General features: G+C 73.2%; 21 protein-coding genes and 1 pseudogene. 15 read left to right on the forward strand and 7 right to left on the reverse strand.

The window, feature by feature from the left end; genetic code table 11:
* Window positions 1-790 precede the first annotated feature (790 nt).
* A complete protein-coding gene (locus ACSNN7_RS21705; protein ID WP_436682785.1) occupies window positions 791-2,257 on the reverse strand; it encodes an NAD-dependent malic enzyme in 1,467 nt (488 codons plus the stop codon).
* A 177-nt stretch (window positions 2,258-2,434) separates the two neighbouring features.
* Here ACSNN7_RS21705 and hflX point away from each other — a divergent pair, with 177 nt between their 5' ends.
* Together hflX and ACSNN7_RS21715 are read left to right on the forward strand one after the other, a co-directional pair.
* Window positions 2,435-3,880 carry a GTPase HflX gene (hflX, locus tag ACSNN7_RS21710; protein ID WP_436682786.1) on the forward strand — a complete coding sequence of 482 codons (1,446 nt, stop codon included), beginning with the start codon at window positions 2,435-2,437 and terminating at the stop codon, window positions 3,878-3,880.
* A 49-nt stretch (window positions 3,881-3,929) separates the two neighbouring features.
* Window positions 3,930-5,651, forward strand: coding sequence for a hypothetical protein (locus ACSNN7_RS21715; protein ID WP_436682787.1), 1,722 nt, complete (start codon window positions 3,930-3,932; stop codon window positions 5,649-5,651).
* 111 nt (window positions 5,652-5,762) lie between these two features.
* Here ACSNN7_RS21715 and lexA read toward each other — a convergent pair whose 3' ends face one another.
* Window positions 5,763-6,551, reverse strand: a complete 789-nt coding sequence (gene lexA / locus ACSNN7_RS21720) for a transcriptional repressor LexA (RefSeq protein ID WP_436682788.1) — start codon at window positions 6,549-6,551, stop codon at window positions 5,763-5,765.
* 576 nt (window positions 6,552-7,127) lie between these two features.
* On the opposite strand from lexA, the gene nrdR reads away from it, so the two are divergent.
* From nrdR to ACSNN7_RS21735, 3 genes are all read left to right on the forward strand, one after another.
* The gene (nrdR, locus tag ACSNN7_RS21725) at window positions 7,128-7,613 is read left to right on the forward strand and encodes a transcriptional regulator NrdR (RefSeq protein WP_436682789.1); all 486 of its coding nucleotides are present in this window, start codon (window positions 7,128-7,130) and stop codon (window positions 7,611-7,613) included.
* A 66-nt stretch (window positions 7,614-7,679) separates the two neighbouring features.
* Entirely contained in the window at window positions 7,680-10,568 is a 2,889-nt protein-coding gene (locus tag ACSNN7_RS21730; RefSeq protein WP_436682805.1) for a vitamin B12-dependent ribonucleotide reductase, read from the forward strand.
* A gap of 116 nt (window positions 10,569-10,684) precedes the next feature.
* On the forward strand, window positions 10,685-11,620 hold the full coding sequence (locus ACSNN7_RS21735; protein ID WP_436682790.1) for a DUF2332 domain-containing protein: 936 nt from the start codon (window positions 10,685-10,687) through the stop codon (window positions 11,618-11,620).
* Between the two features lie 75 nt (window positions 11,621-11,695).
* Here the strand turns inward: ACSNN7_RS21735 and ACSNN7_RS21740 are convergent, their stop codons facing one another.
* Complete coding sequence (locus ACSNN7_RS21740; protein WP_436682791.1) at window positions 11,696-12,013, reverse strand: TraR/DksA family transcriptional regulator; 318 nt, start codon at window positions 12,011-12,013, stop codon at window positions 11,696-11,698.
* A gap of 341 nt (window positions 12,014-12,354) precedes the next feature.
* Window positions 12,355-12,921: a dihydrofolate reductase family protein gene (locus tag ACSNN7_RS21745; protein WP_436682792.1), complete on the reverse strand. Its 567-nt coding sequence runs from the start codon at window positions 12,919-12,921 to the stop codon at window positions 12,355-12,357.
* A gap of 192 nt (window positions 12,922-13,113) precedes the next feature.
* On the opposite strand from ACSNN7_RS21745, the gene ACSNN7_RS21750 reads away from it, so the two are divergent.
* The 5 genes from ACSNN7_RS21750 (at window position 13,114) to ACSNN7_RS21770 (ending at window position 17,528) form a co-directional block, all read left to right on the forward strand.
* Window positions 13,114-14,739 (forward strand): alpha/beta fold hydrolase, encoded by a 1,626-nt coding sequence (locus ACSNN7_RS21750; RefSeq protein WP_436682793.1) that lies wholly within the window; start codon window positions 13,114-13,116, stop codon window positions 14,737-14,739.
* Window positions 14,740-14,786: 47 nt separating this feature from the next.
* Window positions 14,787-15,029, forward strand: coding sequence for a DUF5522 domain-containing protein (locus ACSNN7_RS21755; protein WP_436682794.1), 243 nt, complete (start codon window positions 14,787-14,789; stop codon window positions 15,027-15,029).
* A gap of 119 nt (window positions 15,030-15,148) precedes the next feature.
* On the forward strand, window positions 15,149-16,441 hold the full coding sequence (locus tag ACSNN7_RS21760) for an MFS transporter (RefSeq protein ID WP_436682795.1): 1,293 nt from the start codon (window positions 15,149-15,151) through the stop codon (window positions 16,439-16,441).
* Complete coding sequence (locus tag ACSNN7_RS21765; RefSeq protein WP_436682796.1) at window positions 16,438-16,833, forward strand: Imm50 family immunity protein; 396 nt, start codon at window positions 16,438-16,440, stop codon at window positions 16,831-16,833. The genes ACSNN7_RS21760 and ACSNN7_RS21765 overlap by 4 nt, the downstream gene beginning before the upstream one ends.
* A 146-nt stretch (window positions 16,834-16,979) precedes the next feature.
* On the forward strand, window positions 16,980-17,528 hold the full coding sequence (locus tag ACSNN7_RS21770) for a hypothetical protein (RefSeq protein WP_436682797.1): 549 nt from the start codon (window positions 16,980-16,982) through the stop codon (window positions 17,526-17,528).
* 74 nt (window positions 17,529-17,602) lie between these two features.
* Here the strand turns inward: ACSNN7_RS21770 and ACSNN7_RS21775 are convergent, their stop codons facing one another.
* Entirely contained in the window at window positions 17,603-18,286 is a 684-nt protein-coding gene (locus ACSNN7_RS21775) for a metal-dependent transcriptional regulator (protein ID WP_436682798.1), read from the reverse strand.
* Window positions 18,287-18,381: 95 nt separating this feature from the next.
* Here ACSNN7_RS21775 and ACSNN7_RS21780 point away from each other — a divergent pair, with 95 nt between their 5' ends.
* The 4 genes from ACSNN7_RS21780 to ACSNN7_RS21795 all read left to right on the forward strand — a co-directional run bounded on the left by ACSNN7_RS21780 (window position 18,382) and on the right by ACSNN7_RS21795 (window position 23,703).
* Window positions 18,382-19,239 (forward strand): sulfurtransferase, encoded by an 858-nt coding sequence (locus ACSNN7_RS21780; protein WP_436682799.1) that lies wholly within the window; start codon window positions 18,382-18,384, stop codon window positions 19,237-19,239.
* 49 nt (window positions 19,240-19,288) lie between these two features.
* Window positions 19,289-20,470: an acetoin utilization protein AcuC gene (locus ACSNN7_RS21785; RefSeq protein ID WP_436682800.1), complete on the forward strand. Its 1,182-nt coding sequence runs from the start codon at window positions 19,289-19,291 to the stop codon at window positions 20,468-20,470.
* A 27-nt stretch (window positions 20,471-20,497) separates the two neighbouring features.
* A complete protein-coding gene (locus ACSNN7_RS21790) occupies window positions 20,498-23,053 on the forward strand; it encodes a bifunctional acetate--CoA ligase family protein/GNAT family N-acetyltransferase (protein WP_436682801.1) in 2,556 nt (851 codons plus the stop codon).
* 179 nt (window positions 23,054-23,232) lie between these two features.
* Complete coding sequence (locus ACSNN7_RS21795) at window positions 23,233-23,703, forward strand: hemerythrin domain-containing protein (RefSeq protein ID WP_436682802.1); 471 nt, start codon at window positions 23,233-23,235, stop codon at window positions 23,701-23,703.
* A gap of 30 nt (window positions 23,704-23,733) precedes the next feature.
* Here the strand turns inward: ACSNN7_RS21795 and ACSNN7_RS21800 are convergent, their stop codons facing one another.
* Together ACSNN7_RS21800 and sigB are read right to left on the reverse strand one after the other, a co-directional pair.
* Window positions 23,734-24,141, reverse strand: coding sequence for a VOC family protein (locus tag ACSNN7_RS21800; RefSeq protein ID WP_436682803.1), 408 nt, complete (start codon window positions 24,139-24,141; stop codon window positions 23,734-23,736).
* A 93-nt stretch (window positions 24,142-24,234) separates the two neighbouring features.
* A pseudogene (sigB, locus tag ACSNN7_RS21805) lies at window positions 24,235-25,250 on the reverse strand (RNA polymerase sigma factor SigB).
* Window positions 25,251-25,472: 222 nt separating this feature from the next.
* Here sigB and ACSNN7_RS21810 point away from each other — a divergent pair.
* Complete coding sequence (locus ACSNN7_RS21810; RefSeq protein ID WP_436682804.1) at window positions 25,473-26,261, forward strand: sporulation protein; 789 nt, start codon at window positions 25,473-25,475, stop codon at window positions 26,259-26,261.
* Window positions 26,262-26,292: the final 31 nt, after the last annotated feature.

Below are 26,292 nucleotides of genomic sequence, written 5' to 3' on the forward strand. Positions count from 1 at the left end.
CCGCTGGCCTTGCCGCCCTGCCCCTCGGCTCCGACTGCGGCCCGTGACCACCGGCTGCGACTGCGGCCCTTCGGCTCCCGCCCCGCCTCCCGTCGCGCCCGCGACCCCCCGTCGCGCCCGTACTGGCAGACCCGCCTCGGGCCTGCCCCGGGTTCGCGCCGCTCGGCCGGTTGATCAAGAGGTTTGCGTCAAATCAGCGCCCTCCGCCGACCAAAACTCCTTGATCGACCCCCCAGGGGCGCGGGCGCAGGACCCGCTCCGGATTCAACCCGTTGATCATGAAGTTAGCGGCAGCAAAAGGGGCAAAGTGCCCCGCCAACCTCATGATCAACACGGATGGGCGTGGCGATGGTGAGGGGGGAGCTGCGGACTGGGGCAGCTTGTGCTGCTGCTCACGGCCCCGCGTGCCGCGGTCGCGCTGAGCTCCGGCGCTACTGGGAGTCGCGGCGGGCGGGGTGAGGGCTGTGCCGCTGCCCGCTGGTCCCGCTGCGCTGCTCTACGCCACTCTGGCATCCGGTGCTGCCGCGGAGGGCGAGGTGGGGGCTGTGCTGCGGCTCGCTGCCCGTTGCGCTGCGCCACCCTGGCGTCGGGCGCTGCCGGACGGCGCGGCGGACGGGGTGAGGTGGGGCTGCGCGGTTTGGGTGCGTTTCTTGTCGCCGCGGCGACAAGAAACGCACCCAAAGGTGAGGCAGGGGCCGACGCAAGGTGGGTCAGGGCTGAACCCGCCCGGAGGAGGGTGACCGCACCCGAAAGTGGGTCAGCCCGAAAGTGGGTCAGCCTCGGAGGTGGGTCAGGGGGTGGCGGCGGCGTTGGCGGCGATCTCGGGGAGGTCGGCCGGGCCGGGATCGGCCGCCGGGACCCGGGTCGGTGCGGTGGCGGCGGCGCGGACGGCGGCGGCGACGGCCGGGGCGACCCGGGAGTCGAAGACGCTCGGCACGATCACCGTCGGGTTGATCTTGTCCTCGCCGACCACGTCCGCGATGGCCCGGGCCGCTGCGATCGCCATCTCCTCGGTGAACTCCTCGGCGTGCGCGTCGAGCATGCCCCGGAACACGCCGGGGAAGGCGAGCACGTTGTTGATCTGGTTCGGCTGGTCCGAGCGGCCGGTGGCGACCACCGCGGCGTGCTTGCGCGCCTCCCGGGGGTCGACCTCCGGGTCCGGGTTGGCCAGCGCGAAGACGATCGCGTCCTTCGCCATGGTGGCGATGTCGTCGCCGGTGAGCAGGTTCGGCGCGCTCACGCCGATGAAGACGTCCGCGCCGCGTACCGCCCCGGGCAGGTCGCCGGCGTAGTTCTCCTTGTTGGTGTGCTCCGCCAGCCACTGCCAGGCCGGGTTGAGGTCGGGCAGCCCGCGGTGCAGGGCGCCCTGCCGGTCGTACGCGATGATGTCGCCCACGCCCTGGCGCAGCAGCAGCTTCATGATCGCGGTGCCGGCCGCGCCGGCCCCGGAGACGACCACCCGGACGTCCGAGAGTTGCTTGCCCACGACGCGCAGCGCGTTGGTCAGCGCGGCCAGCACGCAGATCGCGGTGCCGTGCTGGTCGTCGTGGAACACCGGGATGTCCAGCGCCTCGCGCAGCCGGGCCTCGATCTCGAAGCAGCGCGGCGCGGCGATGTCCTCCAGGTTGATCCCGCCGTACGCGGGGGCGATCGCCTTGACGATCTGCACGATCTCGTCGGTGTCCTGGGTGTCCAGCACCACCGGCCAGGCGTCCACCCCGCCGAAGCGCTTGAACAGCGCGGCCTTGCCCTCCATCACCGGCAGCGACGCCGCCGGCCCGAGGTTGCCCAGGCCCAGTACGGCCGAGCCGTCGCTGACCACCGCGACGGTGTTGCGCTTGATGGTCAGCCGTCGGGCGTCCGCCGGGTTCTCCGCGATGGCCATGCAGACCCGGGCCACCCCCGGGGTGTACGCGCGGGACAGCTCGTCGCGGGTACGCAGCGCGACCTTCGGGCTGACCTCGATCTTGCCGCCCAGGTGCAGCAGGAACGTCCGGTCGGAGACCTTGCGCACGTCGACGCCGTCCAGCGCGGTCAGCGCGTCGACCACCTGGTCGGCGTGGCTGGCGTCGGCGGTGTCGCAGGTGAGGTCGACGATGACGCTGGTCGGGTCGGAGTCGACCACGTCCAGCGCGGTGACGATCGCCCCGGCCTCGCCGACCGCGGTGGTCAGGCGGCCGATCGAGGAGGCGTCCGCGGGTACCGCGATCCGGATCGTGATCGAGAATCCGGCACTCGGTAGTCGGGTGATTGCCACGGGGTCCCTCCGTCGACGCTGAGCGGCTCGCCAGCATTTCTACCCGCCTGCCGAGGTCGCCCGGCATCCGGCCCCGACTTTTGCCACCTCGCCCACGGTGGGCATATAGCAGGTGCGCCCGGCGTTGACACATGTCAGGATTACTTTTCTTAGCGTCAAAACGGACAGGAGACCGGTTTGCGGAACCAGGAGAGCTTCGTGCCCTTCGAGGACGAGGAGCTCGATGTCACCACCGGCGAGATGGAACTGTCGGAGCGTCAGTCGCTGCGGCGCGTCCCCGGCCTCAGCACCGAACTCACCGACATCACCGAGGTCGAGTACCGGCAGCTGCGCCTGGAGCGGGTGGTCCTGGTGGGCGTCTGGACCGAGGGCACGCAGAGCGACGCCGAGAACTCGCTGACCGAGCTGGCGGCGCTGGCCGAGACGGCCGGCTCGCAGGTGCTCGAAGGGCTGATCCAGCGGCGTACCCGGCCGGATCCGGCCACCTACATCGGCCGGGGCAAGGTCGACGACCTCGGTGCGATGGTCCTCGCCACCGGCGCGGACACCGTCATCTGCGACGGTGAGCTGTCGCCGTCCCAGCTGCGCAACCTGGAGCAGCGCACCAAGGTCAAGGTCGTCGACCGGACCGCGCTGATCCTCGACATCTTCGCCCAGCACGCCAAGAGCAAGGAGGGCAAGGCACAGGTCGAGCTGGCCCAGCTCGAGTACCTGCTGCCGCGCCTGCGCGGTTGGGGTGAGACGCTGTCCCGGCAGACCGGTGGTTCCGGTCGCGGCGGCGGCGCCGGCGGCGGCGTGGGTCTGCGTGGTCCCGGTGAGACCAAGCTGGAGACCGACCGGCGGCGGATCCGCCACCGCATCGCCCGGCTGCGCCGGGAGATCAAGGGCATGAAGACGGTACGCCAGACTAAGCGCGCCCGTCGTTCCCGTAACGCCGTGCCCGCCGTGGCGATCGCCGGCTACACCAACGCCGGCAAGTCGAGCCTGCTCAACCGGCTGACCGGGGCCGGGGTGCTGGTGGAGAACGCCCTGTTCGCCACCCTCGACCCGACCACCCGCAAGGCCACCACCGCCGACGGCCGGCTCTACACGCTCTCCGACACGGTCGGATTCGTCCGGCACCTGCCGCACCAGATCGTCGAGGCGTTCCGCTCGACCCTGGAGGAGGTCGCCGAGGCGGACCTGGTGGTGCACGTCGTCGACGGCACCCACCCCGACCCGGAGGAGCAGGTCCGCGCGGTCCGCGAGGTGCTCGCCGAGGTGGGCGCCGACCGGCTGCCCGAGCTGCTGGTGGTCAACAAGACCGACGCGGCCGACGAGGACACCCTGCTGCGGCTCAAGCGGCTCTGGCCGGACGCGGTCTTCGTCTCCGCGCACACCGGGCGCGGCCTCGACGGGCTGCGCCAGGTCGTGGAGGAGCGGCTGCCCCGCCCGGCGGTGGAGGTCCGCGTGGTGCTCCCGTACGACCGGGGTGACCTGGTGGCCCGGCTGCACCGCCAGGGCGAGGTGCTGAGCACCGCCCACCTGCCCGAGGGCACCGAGTTGCACGTGCGCGTCGGTACGGCGCTCGCCACCGAGCTGGCGCCGTACGCCGTCACGGAGGCGGTCGCCGGGGCGCGGTAGCGCTCCCGGCGTGACACGCCCGTCCGCTGCGGCATGCGACACTGGCGCCATGCGCCGCGCTGTTTCTTCGGTCACGGTTGCCCTCGGCCTGCTGGGGGCGACCGTGGCGTACCCAGGTGTCGCCGTCGCGGCACCGGCGACCGCCGCCCCTGCGCCGAAGAAGCGCTGCACCGTGACCGACGAGCGGTTGCGCGAGATGTCCGGGCTGGTGGCCACCAAGAGCGGCTACATCGTGGTCAACGACAGCTCGCTGCAGGCCAACCGCAAGCGGGTCTTCTACCTCGACACGAAGTGCCGGGTCACCAAGGACGTCGGCTACACCGGGTCGGGCCCCTTCGACACCGAGGACCTTGCCGTCTCGCCGGACAAGACGACGCTCTGGATCGCCGACATCGGCAACAACCCGGGCTCGGAGCGGCGTTCCCGGATCGCGGTGTGGAGCATGCCGATCGGCGGCGGCAAGCAGCCGGTGCTGCACCGGATGTCGTACCCGGACCAGAAACAGCACGACGCGGAGGCGCTGCTCGTCGGCGCCGACGGCCTGCCGTTGGTGATCACCAAGGTGCCCAGCGGCAAGGCCGGGATCTACGCCCCGGCGGGGAAGCTGCCCAAGGGTGACACCGAGCCGGTGCCGATGAAGAAGGTCGGCGAGGTCGCGCTGCCGGAGACCACCACCGACAACCCGATGAACATCTTCGGCCGGGTGGCGATCACCGGGGCGGCACGCTCGCCCGACGGCTCGAAGGTGGTGCTGCGCACCTACGCGGACGCCTTCGAGTACGACGTGACCGGCGACGACGTCGTGGCGGCGCTGACCACCGGCAAGCCACGGGTGACCCCGCTGGCCGACCCGTTCGGCGAGGCGATCTCCTACACCCCGGACGGGAAGACGTTCCTGACCGTCTCGGACGCCGGCACGCTCAGCGCCGACGACCAGATCGACATCCTCGCGTACACCCCGTCGACGACCGGTGCCGAGGCGCTGGCCAGGGGCGCCGACGCCAAGAAGCCGGCGACGGAGAAGTCCTGGTTCGACACGCTCAGCCTGGACCAGATCACCTATCTGATCGGTGCGGTCGGCGTGGTGGGCGCGCTGCTGGTCGCCGCGGGCATCTTCGGCATCCTGCGGTCCCGGCGCCGCCCCGCCCCGGCGGACGACGGCCGCGACGGCGACGACGCGTTCTCCTCCGGTGCGATCGACCGGGGCCCCGACGACGGGTTCGGCCCCGGCGACGCCGGCCGGGACGGTCCGCGCGGTGGCGTCTACGGCGGCGCTCCGGCCGGCGGTGGCGTCTACGGCGCTCCGAAGCCGGCCGGTGGTGCCCCGGGTCGGCCCGGAGGCGGCGTGTACGGCGGAGCCCGCCCCGCAGCGGCACCGGGGGGTGCCCGTCCCGACGGACCCGGCGCGCCGGGTGGCGGGCGTCCGGCCGGACCGGGCGGCGGCCGTCCCGGTGGCGGCGTGTACGGCGGGGGCCGGCCGGCGGGTGGCGGTGTCTACGGCGGGGCCCCGGCGGGCGCCCAGGGCGGCGGTGGCCCGCGTGGCGGTGTCCCCGGTGGCCCGCCCAACGGCGGCGGCCCGCGGGGTGGCGCACCCAACGGTGGCGGCCCGCGCGGCGGCGGCGGTGTCTACGGCGCCGGCGGTCGGGCGGAACCGCCGCGTCGTCAGCCCCGGGACCCGCGCTCCGGTCCGCGCCAGGACGAGGGGTACGACGAGCGGCGCGGCGGACAGTACGGGTACGGGCAGCCGCCCGGCCGGGGCGAGCGCTACTGAGACGTGCGCGCCGCGCCGACCGCGCCGGTCGGCCGCGATTGCGCGATGAGGTGAGACGACGACGGGTGGCAGCCCCGGCAGGGGCGGCCACCCGTCGTGCGGTGTGTGGGGTCAGATCCGGCGCAGCACCGCGACGACCCGGCCCATGATGGTGGCGTCGTCGCCGGGGATCGGGTCGAAGGCCGGGTTCTGCGGCATCAGCCAGACGTGCCCGTCGCGCCGCCGGTAGGTCTTGACGGTCGCCTCGCCGTCGAGCATGGCGGCCACGATCTCACCGGAGTCGGCGGTCGGCTGCTGCCGGACCACCACCCAGTCGCCGTCGCAGATCGCCGCGTCGAGCATCGAGTCGCCCTTGACCTGGAGCATGAAGACCTCGCCCTCACCGACCAGCTCGCGGGGGAGGGGGAAGATGTCCTCCACCGCCTGCTCGGCGAGGATCGGGCCACCGGCGGCGATCCGGCCCAGCATCGGCACGTACGCCGGAGCGGGCCGCTGGGAGCGGCTCAGCTCGTCGTCGACGGCGTCGCTGGGGGCCCGGACGTCCACCGCGCGCGGCCGGTTGGGGTCGCGGCGCAGGAAGCCCTTCTTCTCCAGCTCCTTGAGCTGGTAGGCGACGCTCGACGGGGAGACCAGGCCCACCGCCTCGCCGATCTCGCGCACGCTCGGCGGGTAGCCCTGCCGCTCGACCCAGCTGCGGATGAACTCCAGGATCCGGCGCTGCCGCGCGGTGAGGTCGACCGCGGCCGGGTCGGGGAAGCTGCTGACGACCGGGGTGACCGCACGCACGGCGGCCGGCTGCCCGGTCCGGCTGCGCGCGGGGCGGGGGCGCCGAATGGCCGGCGGACCCGCCTCGGCGATCTGCTGCGGGTTCTTCTGCCGGCTGGCCCGGTCCTCGGTCACGTCCGTCCTCCCTGGTCGGCGCTGGGTGCCTTGTCGGCTCGTGGTGCGTGCGGGGGTGTCGCGGCCGCGCCCGACGTCGTGCGACGCGCCCGGTTCGTTCATGACCGTATAGGTGGGATCGGTCATTTTCAAACATCTGTACGAGCTGCGTCGGCGTGTCGGCGCGGTATTCCTGGAAACTCGAACGTGCGTTCTGATAAATGGTACGCGGTCGTCGAACTCCTGTTCGACCGAGAGGTGCTTTCGCGGTGGCCGTCCGTTTCTCGCGTCCCGGCCGGGCGGGCGGTAACCTCCCGCGGGCCCCGCCGTTGGGGATGTCGGTGGCCGGCGCGCGGCGGTTTTCCAGGTGACGCGCCGGACACGCCGCCAACTTGACCACGCCGGGTCGGCGGCATACGGTCGACCCCTAGATGTAGTAGTCACACGGGCGTAAGTTGCCTACAGGTTGGGTTCGACTACCGACCGCACTCCCGCACCGTCGACGACGGCGACGGCCACCGATGGTGGCCCCGCCGCCTCGACGCGTGCCCGGAGACGGTCGGCGGGCACCCACGGTCGATCAAAGGAGGTCCGGCTATGCGGTGTCCGTACTGCCGACACGCCGACTCCCGGGTGGTCGACTCGCGGGAGGCCGACGACGGGCAGCTGATCCGTCGCCGCCGCTCCTGCCCGGAGTGCGGCAAGCGGTTCACCACGGTCGAGGAGGCCGTGCTCGCGGTGGTCAAGCGCAGCGGGGTGACCGAGCCGTTCAGCCGGACCAAGATCATCGGCGGGGTGCGCAAGGCGTGCCAGGGCCGGCCGGTGGACGAGGACTCGATCGCCCTGCTGGCGCAGAAGGTCGAGGAGACCGTCCGGGCCAAGGGGGCCGCCGAGATCCCGAGCCACGAGGTGGGGTTGGCGATCCTGGGGCCGCTGCGGGACCTGGACGAGGTGGCCTACCTCCGCTTCGCCAGCGTCTACCGGTCCTTCGACTCGCTCGCCGACTTCGAGCGCGAGATCGAGACCCTGCGGGCCGCCGCTCGGGCCCGCGAAGAGGCCGGCGCGGCCGGCCGTACCAGTTGATTTTTGCGATTTTCTGACAGATGACGACGCGCGGTGGGTGACCGCGCAGACGAGGGGGCGGATGAGATGGCGGGGGACGGCGTGACAGCCAGCCGGTCGCGGGCAGCGAAGAACGGCGCGGTGACGGGGCTCAAGGTGCAGCGGGTCTGGACGACCGAGGGCGTGCACCCCTACGACGAGGTGGCGTGGGAGCGCCGCGACGTCGTGATGACGAACTGGCGGGACGGCTCGATCAACTTCGAGCAGCGCGGGGTGGAGTTCCCCGAGTCCTGGAGCGTCAACGCGGCCAACATCGTGACCACCAAGTACTTCCGGGGCGCGGTGGGGACCCCGGAGCGCGAGTGGTCGCTCAAGCAGCTGATCGACCGGGTGGTCACCACCTACCGCAAGGCCGGTGAGGAGCACAACTACTTCGCGAGCCCGGCGGACGCCGAGGTCTTCGCGCACGAGCTGACCTGGATGCTGCTGCACCAGGTGTTCAGCTTCAACTCGCCGGTCTGGTTCAACGTCGGCACCCCGTCGCCGCAGCAGGTCAGCGCCTGCTTCATCCTCGCGGTCGACGACTCGATGGACTCCATCCTGGACTGGTACAAGGAGGAGGGGCTCATCTTCAAGGGCGGCTCCGGCTCCGGCGTCAACCTGTCCCGGATCCGCTCCTCGCGCGAGCTGCTCTCCTCCGGCGGCACCGCCTCCGGCCCGGTCAGCTTCATGCGCGGCGCCGACGCCTCCGCCGGGACCATAAAGTCCGGTGGCGCCACCCGGCGCGCGGCCAAGATGGTCATCCTCGACGTGGACCACCCCGACATCGAGGAGTTCGTGGTCACCAAGGCGCGCGAGGAGGACAAGATCCGCGCGCTGCGGGACGCCGGCTTCGACATGGACCTGGGCGGCGCCGACATCGTCAGCGTGCAGTACCAGAACGCCAACAACTCGGTCCGGGTCTCCGACGAGTTCATGACCGCGGTGGAGAACGACGGCGGCTTCGACCTGCGCGGCCGGCTCGACGGGCAGACCATCGAGACGATCAACGCGAAGAAGCTGTTCCGCACCATCTCCCAGGCCGCCTGGGAGTGCGCCGACCCCGGCCTGCAGTACGACGACACCATCAACGACTGGCACACCTGCCCGGAGACCGGGCGGATCACCGCGTCGAACCCGTGCTCGGAGTACCTGCACCTGGACAACTCCTCGTGCAACCTGGCCTCGCTCAACCTGATGAAGTTCCTCCGCGCCGACGGCGGCTTCGAGGTGGAGAAGTTCGTCAAGAGCGTCGAGTTCGTCATCACCGCGATGGACATCTCGATCTGCTTCGCCGACTTCCCGACCGAGAAGATCGGCGAGACCACCCGCGCCTACCGGCAGCTCGGCATCGGGTACGCCAACCTGGGCGCGCTGCTGATGGCCTCGGGCCTGCCGTACGACTCGGAGCAGGGCCGCTCGGTCGCCGCGGCGATCACCTCGCTGATGACCGGCACCGCGTACCGCCGCTCCGCCGAGCTGGCCGGCATCGTCGGCGCGTACGAGGGCTACGCCCGCAACGCCGAGCCGCACAAGCGGGTCATGCGCAAGCACGCCGCCGCCAACGACGCGATCAAGCCGGCCGGTACGGTCGCCACCGCCATCCAGCGGGAGGCCACCAAGCAGTGGACCGAGGGCAACAAGGTCGGTGACAAGTTCGGCTGGCGCAACTCGCAGGCCAGCGTGCTCGCCCCCACCGGCACCATCGGCCTGATGATGGACTGCGACACCACCGGCGTCGAGCCGGACCTGGCGCTGGTCAAGTTCAAGAAGCTGGTCGGCGGCGGCTCGATGCAGATCGTCAACCAGACCGTGCCGCGCGCCCTGCGCAGCCTCGGCTACCCCGAGGAGCAGGTCGAGGCGATCGTCGAGCACATCGCCGACCACGGCCACGTGGTGGACGCCCCGGGCCTCAAGCCGGAGCACTACCCGGTCTTCGACTGCGCGATGGGCGAGCGCTCCATCGCCCCGATGGGGCACGTGCGGATGATGGCGGCGGTCCAGCCGTTCATCTCCGGCGCCATCTCCAAGACGGTCAACATGCCGGAGCAGGCCACCGTCGAGGACGTCGAGAAGATCTACTTCGAGGGCTGGAAGCTCGGCCTCAAGGCGCTGGCGATCTACCGGGACAACTGCAAGGTCGGCCAGCCGCTGTCGGTGGCGAAGCCGAACAAGGCCACCGAGTCGGCCCCGGCCGCCGTCGAGACCGCCGCCCCGGTGGTGGAGAAGGTCGTCGAGTACCGGCCGGTGCGCAAGCGGCTGCCGAAGAAGCGCCCGTCGGAGACGGTCAGCTTCTCCGTCGGCGGCGCCGAGGGCTACCTCACCGCGTCGTCCTACCCGGACGACGGCCTCGGCGAGGTCTTCCTCAAGATGTCGAAGCAGGGCTCGACCCTGGCCGGCGTGATGGACGCCTTCTCGGTGGCCATCTCGATCGGCCTGCAGTACGGCGTGCCGCTGGAGACGTTCGTCAGCAAGTTCACCAACATGCGCTTCGAGCCGGCCGGCATGACCGACGACCCGGACGTGCGGATGGCCGCCTCGGTGATGGACTACATCTTCCGTCGCCTGGCCCTGGACTTCCTGCCGTACGAGCGCCGCGCGGAGCTGGGCATCTTCACCGCGCAGGAGCGGGCCGCCCAGCTGCGGGCCGAGGCCGAGGCGGAGAGCGCCGGCACCGACCTGACCGCGATGGCGTCCTCGGCTCCGGTCGAGTCGCCGGAGCCGAAGACCGGCCCGGTCGCCCAGCCGGCGCAGGAGGTCGCCGAGGTGGCCGCCGCCAAGCCGGCACCGGCGGTGGGCTCCTCCACCGAGCTGCTGGAGGCCGTGATCGGCAAGGCGGCCGACGCGCCGCTCTGCTTCACCTGCGGCACCAAGATGCGCCCCGCCGGTAGCTGCTACGTCTGCGAGGGCTGCGGCTCCACCAGCGGCTGCAGCTGACCCACTCGGTCTGCCGGCAGGTCGACTCCGACCGGCCGGCCTGATCACCGGAACGTCCCCCGGACCGCCACGGTCCGGGGGACTTTTCGCGTGAGGGCCGGTGCGATCATCGACACATGACCCTCGCCGCGAGCTACGCCGAGTTCGCCACCCGGGAGGCCCGCGGCACGTCGCCCGCCTACGAGCGCCTCTCCCTCGCCGTGTCGCGCGACGACGAGCTGCTCGCCCTGCTCGCCACGCTGCCACCGCACAAGCGGCAGCCGAACCTGCTCTTCGGCGTCGTCCGGCTGCTCGGCGGGCCGGTGCACGACCCGGTCGCGTTCCGCGAGTTCACGGTGGCGAACTGGCCGGCGGTCGAGGCGGAGCTGCACACCCGGGCCACCCAGACCAACGAGCCGGGGCGCTGTGCCGTACTGCTGCCGGTGCTCGCCGCGTTGCCGCAGCCGCTGGCGCTGCTGGAGGTCGGCGCGTCCGCCGGGCTCTGTCTCTACCCCGACCGGTACGCCTACCGCTACGGCGAGCACGCGCTCGGCGCGGACGGACCGGTCCTCGACTGCGCGGTGACCGGGACGGCGCCACCGACCCGACTGCCTGAGGTGGTGTGGCGGGCCGGCCTGGACCTGCACCCGCTCGACGTGACCGATCCCGCGGACGTCGACTGGCTCGACGCCCTCATCTGGCCGGAGCACGAGCACCGGCGGGCCCGGCTCCGCGCGGCGGCGGCCGTCGCCGCGGCCGAGCCGCCGCTGCTGGTCCGCGGCGACCTGGTGGACGACCTGCCGGCGTTGGCCGCGCGGGCGCCGGCCGGGGCGACGCTGGTGGTGTTCCACACCTCGGTGCTCTACCTGGTGCCGCCGCGGCGGCGGGAGGCGTTCACCGAGCTGGTACGCGGGCTACCCGGCCACTGGATCTCGAACGAGGCCGCGGAGGTGCTGGCCCACGACGCGCTGCCGGAGCCGCCGGGCGAGACGCTGCACAACGTGCTGGCGCTCGACGGGCGGCCGCTCGCCTGGACCCGCTCGCACGGGCAGGCGATGACCTGGTTCGGGTGAACCCGCCCTCCGGCGTGCCGTAAGGGCCGTACGGGCGGGGGCTGCCGCGCCGGCGCGGCAGCCCCGTCCCGCAGGTCAGTGCTGCTTCTGCTGGCAGGGCACGCAGAAGCGGGCGTGCGGCAGCACCTCCAGGCGCTCCGGTGGGATCGGCGCGGCGCACCGCTCGCAGATCCCGTACCGGCCCTCGGCGATGCGCCGCAGCGCCCCGGTGATCTGTTCCAGGCTCTGCCGGGTGGCGGCGATCAGCGCGTCGCGGGTGTGGGCCTCGGCCGGGTCGCCGGTGTCGGCGGTGAGTTCGGTCAGCCGGGCGGTGTGCATCTCGAAGTCGGACGTCAGGGTCGACCGCAGGGCGTCGATCCAGTCCTGCCGGCCCGGCTGGGTGTGCGTGGTCATGGCGTAGCTCCTCGGAAAAAGAAAAAAGGGCCGAAGCTTTCGAAGCTTCGCCCTGGTGGCCGTTCACGAGATGTGCACCGGTCCAGGAGGGCTACGTCCGGCGGGGCTCGGCAGTCCGGGGGCGACCGAGCCGGCGCGCGACGGCGCGACCGCGACTCGCACGACACGGGTCGCCACGGTGACCCGAGGGGCGGGCCGGCGCACAGCAGCGGGCGCCGCCGTCGTGATGACGGCGGTGCTCTCCTGCTGCCCGGACAGACGCATGCCGCCCACCATAGGCCGGGCCGACCGGAAAACCAACGCTCTTCCCCGGGCTTGGGCCCGCCGCCGGTGCGGTCCGGTCAGTCCCGGGCGCGCTCGTGCCGCAGCAGGACGACGCCGTTGCCGAAGGTGCGGGTCCCCGTCAGGCGCAGCGGATGACGGTCGCCCGAGGCGGGGAAGAGCGGGCGGCCGGCGCCGAGCACGACCGGGTGGACGTAGAGCCGGTACTCGTCGACCAGGTCGTGGCGCAGGAAGGTGGCGAGCAGGTCCGCGCCGCCGAGGGCCAGGTCCCCGCCCGGCTCGGCCTTGAGCCGCCGGACCTCGTCGGGTACGACCTCCCGGACGACGGTGGCGTTCCAGTCGGCCCGCTCCAGCGTCCGCGAGTAGACGATCTTCGGCATGTCCCGCCAGATGCCGGCGAACTCCACCACGGGCGCGCTGGCGGCCGGGTCGCGGTCAGCGGTCGGCCAGAACTCGGCCATCAACTCGTAGGCGCGGCGCCCGTTGAGAAACCCGCCCATGGGGCGCAGTTCGGCGTTGAAGTGGCGGTGCAGTTCGTCGTCGACCAGGTGCCAGCCGAGGTCGCCGCCGGGGCCCTCGAAGAACCCGTCGAGCGACACGCTCATCTGTACGACGATCTTCCGCATCCGCCGTCCCTCCACTGTCGAAGCCCGTCGGGCTCAGCATGGTGCAGACCTCCGACACGATCGGTCGGTCGTCGACCTGCGGCAGGCCACGGCGGCGTTCGCCGTGGGTCACGGGAACGGGACAGCCGGTGAGGCTCGTCTTCACTAGTCTGGCGGTCCAGCCGACGTCGAGCCCGGTGAGGTGTCATGGCGATGCCGTCGTTTCCCCGTACCCGTCTGGCCGTGGTCCTCGCGGTCCTGGGCCCGGTCGTCTGGGGTCTGGTCGTCGGCTGGTGGACCCCGCGCGGCCCGGGCGGAAACCTCGACGCCGTCGGCTCCGTCCTGGTCAGCCTCGCCGTCGGGCTGCTCGCCGGCTGGCTCAGCCGCTCCCGCTGGTCGATGCCGGTCGCCCCGGTGCTCTTCGCGCTCGCCGTCGAACTGGCCCGGATGCGGCTGCGCGGGCCGTCCGTGGACGCCCCGCACCTGAGCGGCTTCGGTGTCGGCGCGCTGATCCTGGGCCGGGGCCTGCACGGCCTGCTGACCCTGCTGCCGCTGCTGGTCGGGGCCGCCTACGGCGCCGGAATCGCCCGTCGCACCGCCACCAGGCGCGACCGTCGGGAGAGCGACGAGGGCCGTCCATCCGCCACCCCCGCGTCGGCCGGTGAGGGCCGTTCCCCCGCCACCCCTGGCGACCGACCGGCGAGCGCGGAAGATCCAGCCGGGCCGGGAACCGGGGTCGGCGGCGCGAGCGACGCCCGCCGGCCCGCTCGGCGGCGGCACCCGCTGTGGATCTGGCTGGGCCGCGGCGCGGTCGGTCTGCTCGCCGCGCTCCTCCTGCTGGTCACGGTGGCGGTGGCGCTGCCGGCGAGGACGGCACCGATCGCGGGCGGGGTCGCCGAGCTGACCACCGTCCGCAGCGGCGACCGCGAGCTGGGGCTGATGCTGCGCGGGGCGGACGCCAACGCACCCGTCCTGCTCTTCCTGCCCGGTGCGCCGGGCAGCTCCGAGATCGGCGCGGTACGCCGGCACCTCGCCGACCTGGAACGGCACTTCGTGGTGGCCACCCTGGACCGGCGCGGCGCGGCGAAGTCCTGGGCGGCCTTCGCGCCCTCGTCGACGTTCACGCTGGACAGCGAGGTCGCCGACGCCGTCGCCGTGGTCGACCACCTGCGCGGGCGGTTCCGGCAGGAGAAGGTCTACCTGATGGCGCACTCCGGCGGCTCGCTGGTCGGGGTGACCGCCGTGCAGCGGCACCCGGAGCGGTTCCGCGCCTACGTCGGCGTCGGCCAGGCGATCGACCTGCGCGAGGCCGACCGCAGCCAGTACGCCGACACCGTCGCCTGGGCCCGCCGCACCGGCCGGTCCGAGCTGGCGCGGCAACTCACCGACCTCGGCCCGCCGCCGTACGCGGACCTGTACACCTACGAGCCGTTGCTCGCCAACGAGACGGGCGCGTTCGACCACGAGCGCACCGGCGCCAGCGAGGGCCGGGACGGCGCGGTCACCAACCTGGGCGTGCCCGAGTACACGCTGCTGGAGAAGGCGCACGTGCTCGGTGGCACGCTCGACGGCTGGGACGTGCTCTACCCGCAGCTCCAGGACCTCGACCTGCGCCGCGAGATCCGCCGGCTCCAGGTGCCGGTGTACCTGGTGGACGGCGTCCACGAGGTGCCCGGCCGGCTGGTGCTGCTGCGGCAGTGGTACGCCCAGCTCGAAGCGCCCCGCAAGGAGCACGTGGTGCTCGACGGCGCGGGACACCGGTCGCTCTTCCAACGGCCCGGCCCCTTCATCGACCTGCTCCTGCGGGTACGCGCCGAGACCGGCCCGCCGGGCGTGTGACCCCGACGGGTGGCGGGAGACGGCGGACGGCTTCGTAGACTGCGCCGGTGGGTGCAGAGCGGCGACCGGTGGCGGACCGACCCTTGACCGAGCCGCACCCGTCGCGGCTGCCGCCGGAGCACCCCGACCGGGAGCGCATCCTCGCCGCCCAGGCTGCCGCGCTCACCGCCGGTGAGGCCGGTTACCTCGACCCGTCCAGTGGGCTCTTCGTGCTCAGCGCCGGCTTCCTGGCCCGGCGGGGCACCTGCTGCGGGCGGGGCTGCCGGCACTGCCCGTACGTCGACGACTGACCGTCGGCCCGGCGATATTCGGGTGCCCGCACCGGTGCCGCCGCCTAGGTTGGGTCGGCCGAGCCGCCGGTTCGGCGAGGGCCCCCGTGGTCCGTGCTCCCGCCCGGAAGTGGTGACCCGTGACCCCGCCCCCGGTGGCCGCCGCGCCGCAGCGGACCCGCCCCCGGACGCTCTGGCGCAGCCGCAACTTCGCGCTGCTCTGGGGCGGGCAGACGGTCAGCGAGGTCGGCACCCGGATCTCCGGGGTGGCCGTACCGCTGCTCGCCGCCGACACCCTGCGCGCGAGCGTGTTCCAGGTCGCCCTGCTGACCTTCCTGGCCTGGCTGCCGTACCTGCTCTTCTCGCTCCCCGCCGGCCTGCTCGCCGACCGGGTCGACCAGCGGCGGCTGATGGTCGCCTGCGACCTCGGCCGCGCCGCGCTGCTGCTGTCGCTGCCGATGGCCGCCCTGGCCGGTCGACTCACCCTGCCCTTCCTGTACGTCGTGGTCAGCCTCTCCGGCGTGCTGACGGTGCTGTTCACCGTGGCGTACAAGAGCACGCTGCCGCGGCTGGTGCCGGCGGAGCAGCTCGTCGAAGGCAACGCCCGGCTCGCCGTCAGCCAGGACGCGGCCCAACTGTTCGGGCCGATGGTCGGCGGGGCGCTGACCGGGCTCGTCGGCGCGGCGCGGACCTTCCTCGGGACGGCCTTCGCCTTCGTGGTCAGCGCGGTGACGTTGCTGCTGATCCGGCAGCCGGCCGCCACCCGCCCGGCGACCGCCGGCCGGGTGCCGGTGCGCGCCGCGCTCACCGAAGGGCTGGGGTTCATCCGCCGGCAGCCCATCCTGGTACGGATCCTGGCCTGCGTGACCACGTCCAACTTCTTCGCCATGGCGACCAGTTCCCTCGAGGTCACCTACCTGGTGCGGGAGTTGCACGCCTCCCCGGCGGTGGTCGGGGTGGTCTTCTCCCTCGGCGCGGTGGGCGGGCTGGTCAGCGGCGCGCTTGCCGACCGGCTCTCCCGGTGGCTCGGCTCGGCGCGGGTGATCTGGGTCGCGATGGCCGTCCCGGGGCCGCTCTACCTGCTGGTGCCGCTGGCCCGGCCCGGCTGGGGACTGGTGCTCTACGCCGTCGGCCTCGCCGCGTTCTCCGCCAACGCGGTGCTGTTCAACGTCGCCATCCTGTCGTACCGGCAGCGCATCACCCCGCCGGAGCTGCTCGGCCGGGTCAACGCCTCGTTCCTGTGGATCTGCTTCGGGGTGGTGCCGCTCGGCGCGCTCTTCGGCGGGACGCTCGGCAGCCAGTGGGGGTTGCGGCCGGCGCTCGTCGTGACGGCGTTGGGGACGTGGAGCGCGGCGCTCTTCGTGGTCTGCTCCCCACTGCGCCGGATGCGCGACCTGCCGGCGAACCCGTGCGGTTCGGGAGGGGGCCGGTGAGCTGGACCGAAGTTCTCAGCAACCCGGCAGGGCTGCGAATCATCTACGACAGTGAGCCGCCGGCGCTGCGGGGCGTGCACCTCCACGAGATCGCGATCCACCGTGACGGTCCAGCTCTCCGGCTCCGGCTCGACCTGCCGTCCTATCCGAGGAATCCGCCACCGAAGTGGCGGGCGGGCGGCTTCACCACGGTGCAGATCACGCTGGAGCTGAGCGGTGTGCGGCAGCTGTCCGTCGACGGCGTGTCGACCGACATGACGGTCGACGTCGAGGCGACGTCCGTGGCGGACGGGGTACGGCTTGTGCTGGCTTCCGCCGATGTCGGGCTGCGGGCGGTGGGTCGCTCGCTGTTCGTGTCGACGATCGGCGCCTACCTGGACACGCCTGGGTGACGCGGCGGTCGCGGACCGCGACGCCCGGTGAAGCCCCGTTCTGGGCGCGCGGCGAAGGACTTCCGCGTCGGCACGCTTGCCCGTACGGTGTCCGACGGACATCCGGCGGACACCCCCCTCCCGCCGACGACCGCGGAGGTTTCCCCGTGTACGCGCGGATCTGGCTCACCGCCTCAGCCGTCCTGCTGACCGCCGGCTGCGGCGCCCAGCCCCGACCGGTGGCCGTGCCGCCGGTCGAACCGGTGACGGTCGAGGTGGCGGCAGCCTCCTCTGGTGGCGCGTGCCGGCTGCTGGACTTCGCGGTGATCGAGGAGCACACCGGCGTCCGGTTCGACGTGGCCGCCGCCAGCGACAAGGGCGACACCCACACCTGCGTGGTACGCAGCGGGTCGGCGGCGCTGCCCGAGCTGACCCTGACCGTCACCGACACCTCGATCGACGTCGCCACCTTCAACGCGGACGTGCTGCCCGGGGGGACGACGAAGGTGTCGAAGCTGGGTCAGGTCGCCTACCGCCGCACCTTGGCCAAGACGGCGAAGCAGGGGCCGGTGGCCGAGGTCGGCTGGCTCGCCACCGAGGACCGGCTGGCCACCCTGCGCTGGACCTGCGCGCCGCGCGCGGCGAAGGCCGAGGCGGAGGAGCTGACCGGCAAGCTGGTGGCCCTGGCCAAGAAGATCAACACCCGCGCCATGTGAGGGGGCGCGCCGACGAAAACGGGCCGCCCGCGCGGACCGGGGTGGTGACCCCGGAGAGCAGGCGGCCCGAGCCGTCAGTGGGCGGCGACGAAGACCCGGGACGCGACCTCGCGGGGCAGCCGGACCCGCTCGCCCGAGCGGTCGATGAACACCCCGTCCCGCTCCTGCGCGACCGTGACCGTGGCACCCGGGTCGACCCCGGCGGCGTGCAGCTGGCGCAGCACGTCGGCGTCGGTCTGCACGCTCTCGCAGATCCGCCGCACCACGACCGTCCCGGAGAGGCCGGGGAAGGCCAGGTTGCGCTCACCCTCGGCCAGGTCGGCCTCGGGCTCCGGCGAGCCCAGCTCCTCCAGCCCCGGGATCGGGTTGCCGTACGGCGACCGGGTGGGCCGGTTGAGCAGGTCGTAGACCCGCTTCTCGACGGCGTCGCTCATCACGTGCTCCCACCGGCAGGCCTCCTCGTGGGCCTCCTCGTAGGGCATGCCGATGACGTTCACCAGCAGCAGCTCGGCGAGGCGGTGCTTGCGCATCACGGAGACGGCGCTGTTGCGACCCAGCGGGGTCAGCGCCAGGTGCCGGTCGCCCTCCACGGTGAGCAGGCCGTCGCGCTCCATCCGGGCAACGGTCTGGCTGACGGTGGGCCCGCTCTGTCGCAGCCGTTCCGCGATCCGCGCACGCAACGGCGGCACACCCTCCTCTTCCAGCTCCAGGATGGTGCGAAGGTACATCTCGGTCGTGTCGACCAAATCATGTTTCACGTCAGCCCTCCGGTGCACGATGCTACCCCGCAGGCCCCGGCAACGGCCGGTGCCGAACCGGGAGGTCGCTGCCCGGATGGTGTTGACTGGTCGCCATGTCCGGAAACCAGGAGCCGCTGATCGAGGCCGAGCAGCTCGCCGCCGCGCTCGCCGAGCCCGACCCGCCCACCCTGCTCGACGTGCGCTGGCGGCTGACCGGCCCGCCCGGCCGGGACGACTACGCGGCAGGACACCTGCCCGGGGCGGTCTTCATCGACCTGGACACCGCCCTCTGCGGCCCGCCCGGCGCCGCCGGCCGGCACCCGCTGCCCGACCCGGGCGCGCTCCAGGCCGCGCTGCGGGCCGCCGGCGTCCGCGCCGGTCACCCCGTCGTGGTGTACGACGGCGGCGACGGCATGGCCGCCGCCCGCGCCTGGTGGACCCTGCGCTGGGCCGGCCACCGGCCGGTACGGCTGCTGCACGGCGGCTGGCCGGCCTGGCTCGCCGCCGGCCTGCCCACCTCCACCGAGGCGCCGGCCCCGCCCCCGGGCGACGTGACCGTGCGCCCCGGCGCGCTGCCGGTGCTGGACGCGAACGCGGCCGCCCGGCTCGCCGCCGCGAACGCCGGTGTGCTGCTCGACGTCCGGGCGGCGCCCCGCTACCGGGGCGAGACCGAGCCGATCGACCCGGTCGCCGGGCACGTGCCGGGCGCGGTCAACCTGCCCGCCCCCGAGTACGTCACCGAGGGCCGCTTCCCGGCCGCCGAGGCGCTGCGCGAGCGGTTCGCCGCCGCCGGGGTGACCGAGGGCACGCCGGTCGGGGCGTACTGCGGATCGGGGGTGACCGCCGCGCAGGCGGTGCTCGCCCTGCACCTGGCCGGGCGGCCGGACGCCGCGCTCTACGTCGGCTCCTGGAGCAACTGGGTGGCCGAGGAGGACCGGCCCGTGGCCACCGGGGACTCACCACCCCGCTGAGCAGCGCGTGCCGGTGGGCGGCCGGCGGCGCTCGTGCGACGATGAGCCCATGTCGGACGACACGGTGGTGGTGTGGGACGAGGCCCTGCTCGCCTACGACATGGGCGAGCACCCGCTCGACCCGGTGCGGGTCGAGCTGACCATGGCGCTCGCCCGCGAACTGGGCGTCCTCGACCGGCCCGGCGTCCGGCTGGTCCGGCCGGTCCCGGCCGACGACGCGCTGCTGACCCGGGTGCACCAGGCGGACTATCTGGACGCCGTCCGGGCCGCGCCGCGCGACCCGCTCTTCGCCGGGTACGGGCTGGGCACCTCGGACAATCCCGTCTTCGACGGCATGCACGAGTCCAGCGCGCTGATCGCCGGGGCCAGCGTCGCCGCCGCCGAGGCGGTCTGGCGGGGCGAGGCCCGCCGCGCGGTGAACGTGGCCGGTGGGCTGCACCACGCCATGCCGGACCGGGCCGCCGGCTTCTGCGTCTACAACGACCCGGCGGTGGCCATCGCCCGCCTGCTCGACCTCGGCGCCGAGCGGGTCGCGTACGTGGACGTGGACGTGCACCACGGCGACGGCGTGCAGGAGATGTTCTACCGGGACCCGCGGGTGCTGACGGTCAGCCTGCACGAGACCCCGCTGGCGCTCTTCCCCGGCACCGGCTTCCCCGACGAGACCGGCGGCCCGGGCGCGGAGGGCAGCGCGGTCAACGTGCCGCTGCCGCCCGGCATCGACGACGCCGGCTGGCAGCGCGCCTTCCACGCGATCGTGCCGTCGGTGCTGCGCGCGTTCCGGCCGCAGATCCTCGTCACCCAGTGCGGCGCGGACGCGCACCGCGCCGACCCGCTGGCCGACCTGCATCTCACCGTCGACGGGCAGCGCGCCACCTACCTGGCCCTGCGGGCGCTCGCCGACGAACTCTGCGAGGGCCGCTGGGTCGCCACCGGCGGCGGCGGGTACGCGCTGACCGAGGTGGTGCCCCGGGCGTGGACCCACCTGCTCGCCGTCGCCACCGGCGACCCGATCGCGCCGGCCACCCTGACCCCGCCGGCCTGGCGCGAACTGGTCGCCAAGCGGCTGCCTGGCCGGGAGATCCCGCTGCGGATGACCGACGACGCCGACCCGGCGTACCAGCCGTGGCAGCCGACCGGCGAGCCGACCTCGGTGGACCGGGCGATCGCCGCCACCCGCAAGGCGGTCTTCCCGCTGCTCGGGCTGGACCCGCACGACCCCCGCGACTGACCCGGTGGGCGGGGAAGGGGACGACCGGTGACCACTGTCGACCAACCGGTGGACGTGCTGCTCAGCGACGGCAGCACCGTCCAGCTGCGCCCGATCCGCCCGCAGGACGGGCCGGAGATCGTGGCGATGCACTCGCGCTTCTCCGAGCGCACCCGCTACCTGCGCTACTTCTCGCCGTACCCGCGCATCCCCGACCGGGACCTGCAACGCTTCGTCAACGTCGACCACCGCGACCGGGAGGCCTTCGTGGTGCTCGCCGCCGACCGGATCGTCGCCGTCGGCCGGTACGAGCGGCTCGGCCCGGAGGCCCCGGAGGCCGAGGTGGCGTTCGTGGTCGAGGACGCGTACCAGGGCCGGGGGATCGGCTCGGTGCTGCTGGAGCACCTCGCCGACGCCGCCCGGCGGGCCGGCATCGTCAACTTCGTCGCCGAGGTGCTGCCCGCCAACGGCGCGATGCTGCGGGTCTTCTCCGACTTCGGCTACCAGGTCCAGCGCCAGTTCGCCGACGGCGTGGTGCATCTGAGCTTCCCGATCGCCCCCACCGAGTCGACGCTGGAGGTGCAGCGCGGCCGGGAGCACCGCACCGAGGCGCGTTCGATCGCCCGGCTGCTCGCCCCGCGCGGCATCGCCGTCTACGGGGCCAGCGCCACCGGCCAGGGCGTCGGCGCGGCCGTGCTCGGGCACCTGCGCGACGGCGGCTACCCGGGCGCGATCGTGCCGGTGCATCCCAGCGCGGCCACCGTGGCCGGGCTGCCCGCGTACCCGTCGGCGGCCGACGCCGGTCTCGACATCGACCTGGCGGTCGTGGTCGTGGCCCCCGACGCGGCGCCCCTGGTGGTCGCGGACGCCGCCGCCGCCGGCGCGCACGGCCTGGTGGTCATCTCCGCCGGCTTCGCCGAGGCCGGCGGTGAGGGCGCGGCGGCGCAGCGCGCGCTGGTCCGCGCCGCGCACGCCGCCGGCATGCGGGTGGTCGGCCCGAACTGCCTGGGCGTGGCGAACACCGACGAGAAGGTACGCCTCAACGCCACCCTCGCCCCGTTCCTGCCGGCCCCCGGCCGGGTCGGCCTGTTCAGCCAGTCCGGCGTCTTCGGGGTGGCGCTGCTCGCCGAGGCCCACCGGCGCGGCCTCGGCCTGTCCACCTTCGTCTCGGCCGGCAACCGGGCCGACGTCTCCGGCAACGACCTGCTCCAGTACTGGCAGGACGATCCGGGCACCGACGTGATCCTGCTCTACCTGGAGACCTTCGGTAATCCGCGCAAGTTCGCCCGGCTGGCCCGGCGGATCGGCCGGGACAAGCCGGTGGTGGCGCTCGCCTCGCTGGCCCGCCCGGCCGGCCTCGGTGAGGGACCGGCGCTGGACGCCGCCGCGGTCAGCGCGCTCTTCGCCCAGTCCGGCGTGATCCGGGTGGACACCGTCGCCGAGCTGCTCGACGTCGGCGTGCTCCTGGCCCACCAGCCGCTGCCCGCCGGCCCCCGGGTCGGCGTGGTCGGCAACTCCTCGGCGTTGACCGGGCTCGCCGCCACCGCCTGCGCCGCGCAGGGGCTCACCGTCGCCGACGGGTATCCGCGCGACGTCGGCCCGCACGCCGGCGCGGCCGAGTTCGGCACGGCGCTGGCCGAGGCGAGCGCCGACCCGGCCGTGGACGCCCTGGTCGCCGTCTTCGCGCCGCCGCTGCCCGGCCAGCTCACCATGGAGGAGGCGGACTTCACCAGCGCCCTGCCGACCGCGCTGGCCGCCGGCAAGCCGACCGTGGCGACGTTCCTGGCCGGGCGGGTACCGGCCGGGGTGCCGGCGTACCCGAGCGTGGAAGAGGCCGTGCGGGCCCTCGGGCGGGTCACCACGTACGCGGCCTGGCTGCGCCGGGACCCGGGCGCGCTGCCCGACCTGCCGCGGGTGGACCCCGCCGCCGGGCAGGCCGCGCTGCGCGCCGAGGCCACCGACCCGGCCGGGCTGCTCGCCGCGTACGGGATCGACGTGGTCGGCTCCGCGCCGGCCGCCACCGCCGACGAGGCGGTCGCCGCCGCCGAACGGCTCGGCTGGCCGGTGGCCCTCAAGGCCGCCGCCCCCGGCCTGCGGCACCGCCTCGACCTCGGCGCCGTCCGCCTCGACCTGGCCGACCCGGGCGCGCTGCGCCGCGCGTACGCCGAGATGGCTGCGGTCTTCGGCGCGGAGGTGCTGGTCCAGCCGATGGTGCCGCCCGGGGTGGCGTGCGTGGTGGAGCTGATGGAGGACCCGGCGTTCGGGCCGGTGGTCGGCTTCGGGCTCGGCGGCGTCGCCACCGAACTGCTCGGCGATCGGGCCTGGCGGGCGGTGCCGCTGACCGACCGGGACGCCGCCGAGCTGGTCGACGAGCCGCGGGCCGCGCCGCTGCTGCGGGGGCACCGGGGCGCCGCGCCGGTGGACCGGGCCGCCCTGGCCGAGCTGCTGCTGCGGGTCGGCCGGCTCGCCGACGAGCAGCCCCGGATCCGGTCGCTGACGTTGAACCCGGTGCTGGCCCGGCCGGACGGCATCTCGGTGCTGCACGCCGGGGTGCGGATCGGCGCGGCGGGTGCCCGACCGGACACCGGCCCGCGCCGCCTCTGAGCGCAGTTCAGTTCAGCTGGCCGGCGAAAGATCACTGTCGGTCCGCCCCCCTGTGGATCCCGGCTTGGCGTTAGGCTGGGCGACAGCGTCGCGTGCCGGTGGCAGACCGTGTCAGGTATGGAGGCGCCGGATCGAAGGAAATACAACGATGATGATCGTTGTCCCTTCGCCCATCACCTATGAGTGAGGGCGAGAACACCAGGCTCGTTGCCTGGAATCGAGAGCTGCGCAGCGTCCACGACAGACTGCGCGAAGCACTGACAGTGACCCGGCAGGCCTTAGCTGCCGGCGAGGCGGTCGAGCCGGCGACCAGGGACCTGCTGCTGTTCTGTCACGGGTTCTGCACGGCACTCACGGCCCACCACGAGGGCGAGGACCGTCACCTGTTCCCCGCGATCGCCGAGCAGTACCCCCAACTGCCCGACACGCTGCGTCACCTGCAGCAGGACCACTCGATGATCGCTCACCTGTTGGCTGGGCTGCAGGCCGCCGTAGCCCGGGCCGCCCCGCCCGCAGAGCTGCACCGGCACCTGGAAGGTGTGGCGGCGATCATGGAGTCGCACTTCAGGTACGAGGAACGCAAACTGCTGACAGTCCTGGAGACGCTGGCACTGGGCACCGACCCGCAAGAAGTGCTGGGGCCTCTGTGACGCGGAGGCAGCTGACTTCTGAGCCTCCGCTCAGCCCCGGCTGGAGATCTGCTGCACGCCCCAGGCGTTGCCGTCCGGGTCGGTGAAGAAGACGAAGCCGACGTTGTCCAGCGGGTGCGGCACCGGCCGGGGGTTCTGCCCCAGCACCTGGATCTCGCTGACCTCGACGCCCCGCGCCACCAGCTCCGTGCGGGCCTTCTCCAGGTCCGGCACGACCAGTTGCAGACCCTTGAGCGAGCCCGGCGGCATCTGCGGCACCGCGCCCCGGCCGATCACGATCGAGCAGCCGGAGCCCGGGGGAGTGAGCTGCACGATCCGTACGTCGTCGCCGATGCGGGTGTCGTGGTCGACGGCGAAGCCGAGCCGGTCGGCGTAGAACTCCTTGGCCCGGTCGATGTCGCTGACCGGCACCACCACCACTTCCAGGGTCCAGTTCATACCCCCGACCCTGCCCGAGGAGTACGACATCGCCGGGACCGACACACGGCAGAGGCCCCGGCGAACCGCCGGGGCCTCTCGTCGCGGGCCGGGTCAGCAGGCGTACGCCTCCAGGCGCTGCGCCCGCTCCGGGGCGCGCAGCTTCAGCAGCGTCACCTTCTCGATCTGCCGGATGCGCTCCCGGGACAGGCCGAACTCCTTGCCCACCTCGTCCAGGGTGCGCTGCCGGCCGTCGTCCAGGCCGAAGCGCAGCCGAATCACCGCCTGCTCCCGCTGGGAGAGGGTGGCCAGCACGATGTGCACCTCGTTGCGCAGCTCGCCGTTGGCGGCCGCGTCACCCGGCTCCTGGCGCGGGTCCACCGCGGCGACGAAGTCACCCAGCGCGCTCTCGCCGTCCTCGCCGACGGCCTGGTCCAGGCTGACCGGCTCCCGGTCGTACGAGATCAGCTCGATCACCTGGAACTCCGGGATCTCCAGCGCCACGGCCACCTCGGCCACGGTGGGCTCCCGGCCCAGGCTGACCGACAGCTCCCGGCGGACCCGGACCATCCGGTTGACCTGCTCGACCATGTGCACCGGGATGCGGATGGTGCGGGCCTGGTCGGCCATCGCCCGGGTGATCGCCTGCCGGATCCACCAGGTGGCGTACGTGGAGAACTTGTAGCCCTTGGCGTAGTCGAACTTCTCGACCGCGCGGATCAGGCCCAGGTTGCCCTCCTGGATCAGGTCCAGGAACGCCATCCCGCGTCCGGTGTAGCGCTTGGCGATGCTCACCACCAGCCGCAGGTTCGCCTCCAGCAGGTGGTCCTTGGCGGCGCGGCCCTGCGCCACGATCAGCTCCAGGTCGCCCTTCAGCTCGGCGGAGACCGGCGTGCAGGCGGAGAGCTTCTCCTCGGCGAACAGCCCCGCCTCGATGCGCTTCGCCAGCTGACCTCCTGCGCGGCGGTCAGCAGCTTCGTCCGGCCGATCCCGTTGAGGTACGCCCGGACGAGGTCGGTCGAGATGCCGCGCTCGTCGGTGGCGTCCAGGTCGGTCAGGGTCTCCGTGCCGTGCTCGGCGTCGATGGTGGCGGCCGGGCGCGTCTGGTTGTCGATCATCTGCAGGGCCATCTCAGTCTCTCCCCGTGTCCGCTTCTGTGCCGCGTACCGGCCCCAGTGGTGCCGGTGACGAACAGCTTTCCAACCGGGGCGTGAAACGGGAGTGAGGCGATCGGGGACCCGACAGCAATCCGTCCCCCGGTGGGGTGTCGTCGCCGGGTCCGCTTGCCGACGACGGTTACCGTGCCAGCGGTCGGCCATCGGGGCCGGCCGGTACAGGCAACGGAGGACGCGGTGGTCTTCAAGCGGCTCATGCAGGCGATGGGGGTCGGTGGTCCGTCGGTGGAGACCGTGCTGACCAACCCCCACTGCCGTCCGGGCGGTCACCTGGAGGGACGGATCCAGGTGGCCGGCGGGGACCACCAGGTGGACGTCTCCTATGTGGCCCTCGGCCTGGTCACCCGGGTCGAGGTGGAGAGCGCCGACTCCGAGTACGACACCACGCAGGAGTTCGGCCGCCGGCAGATGACCGGTGCGTTCCGGCTGGAGCCCGGTCAGCGGTACGACATCCCGTTCCGCTTCGACGTGCCCTGGGAGACCCCGCTGACCGACCTGTACGGGCAGCACCTGCACGGGATGACGATGGGTCTGCGTACCGAGCTGGAGGTGGCGCGGGCGGTCGACTCCGGTGACCTGGACCCGGTGGCGGTGCATCCGCTGCCGGCGCAGGAGCGGCTGCTGGAGGCGTTGCTGCGGCTGGGCTTCCGGTTCGCCCGGGCCGACGTCGAGCGGGGGCACATCTACGGCGTACGGCAGAGCCTGCCGTTCTACCAGGAGATCGAGTTCTACCCGGCACCGCAGTACGCCGGCGCGATCAACCAGTTGGAGCTGACCTTCATCAGCGACCCGCAGCAGACCCAGGTGGTGCTGGAGATGGACAAGCGGGGCGGCGTCTTCACCGAGGGCCGCGACGCCTTCGGCCGCTTCACCGTCGACCACGCCACCCTCGACCGCACCGACTGGGCCGCCCAACTCGACGCCTGGCTCCGCCAGTCCCTCCACCGCCGCGGCCTCTTCTCCTAACCCCCACCCCACCCGAGCCCACCCACCACCC

Source organism: Micromonospora sp. URMC 105, assembly GCF_051386295.1.
GTDB lineage: Bacteria > Actinomycetota > Actinomycetes > Mycobacteriales > Micromonosporaceae > Micromonospora.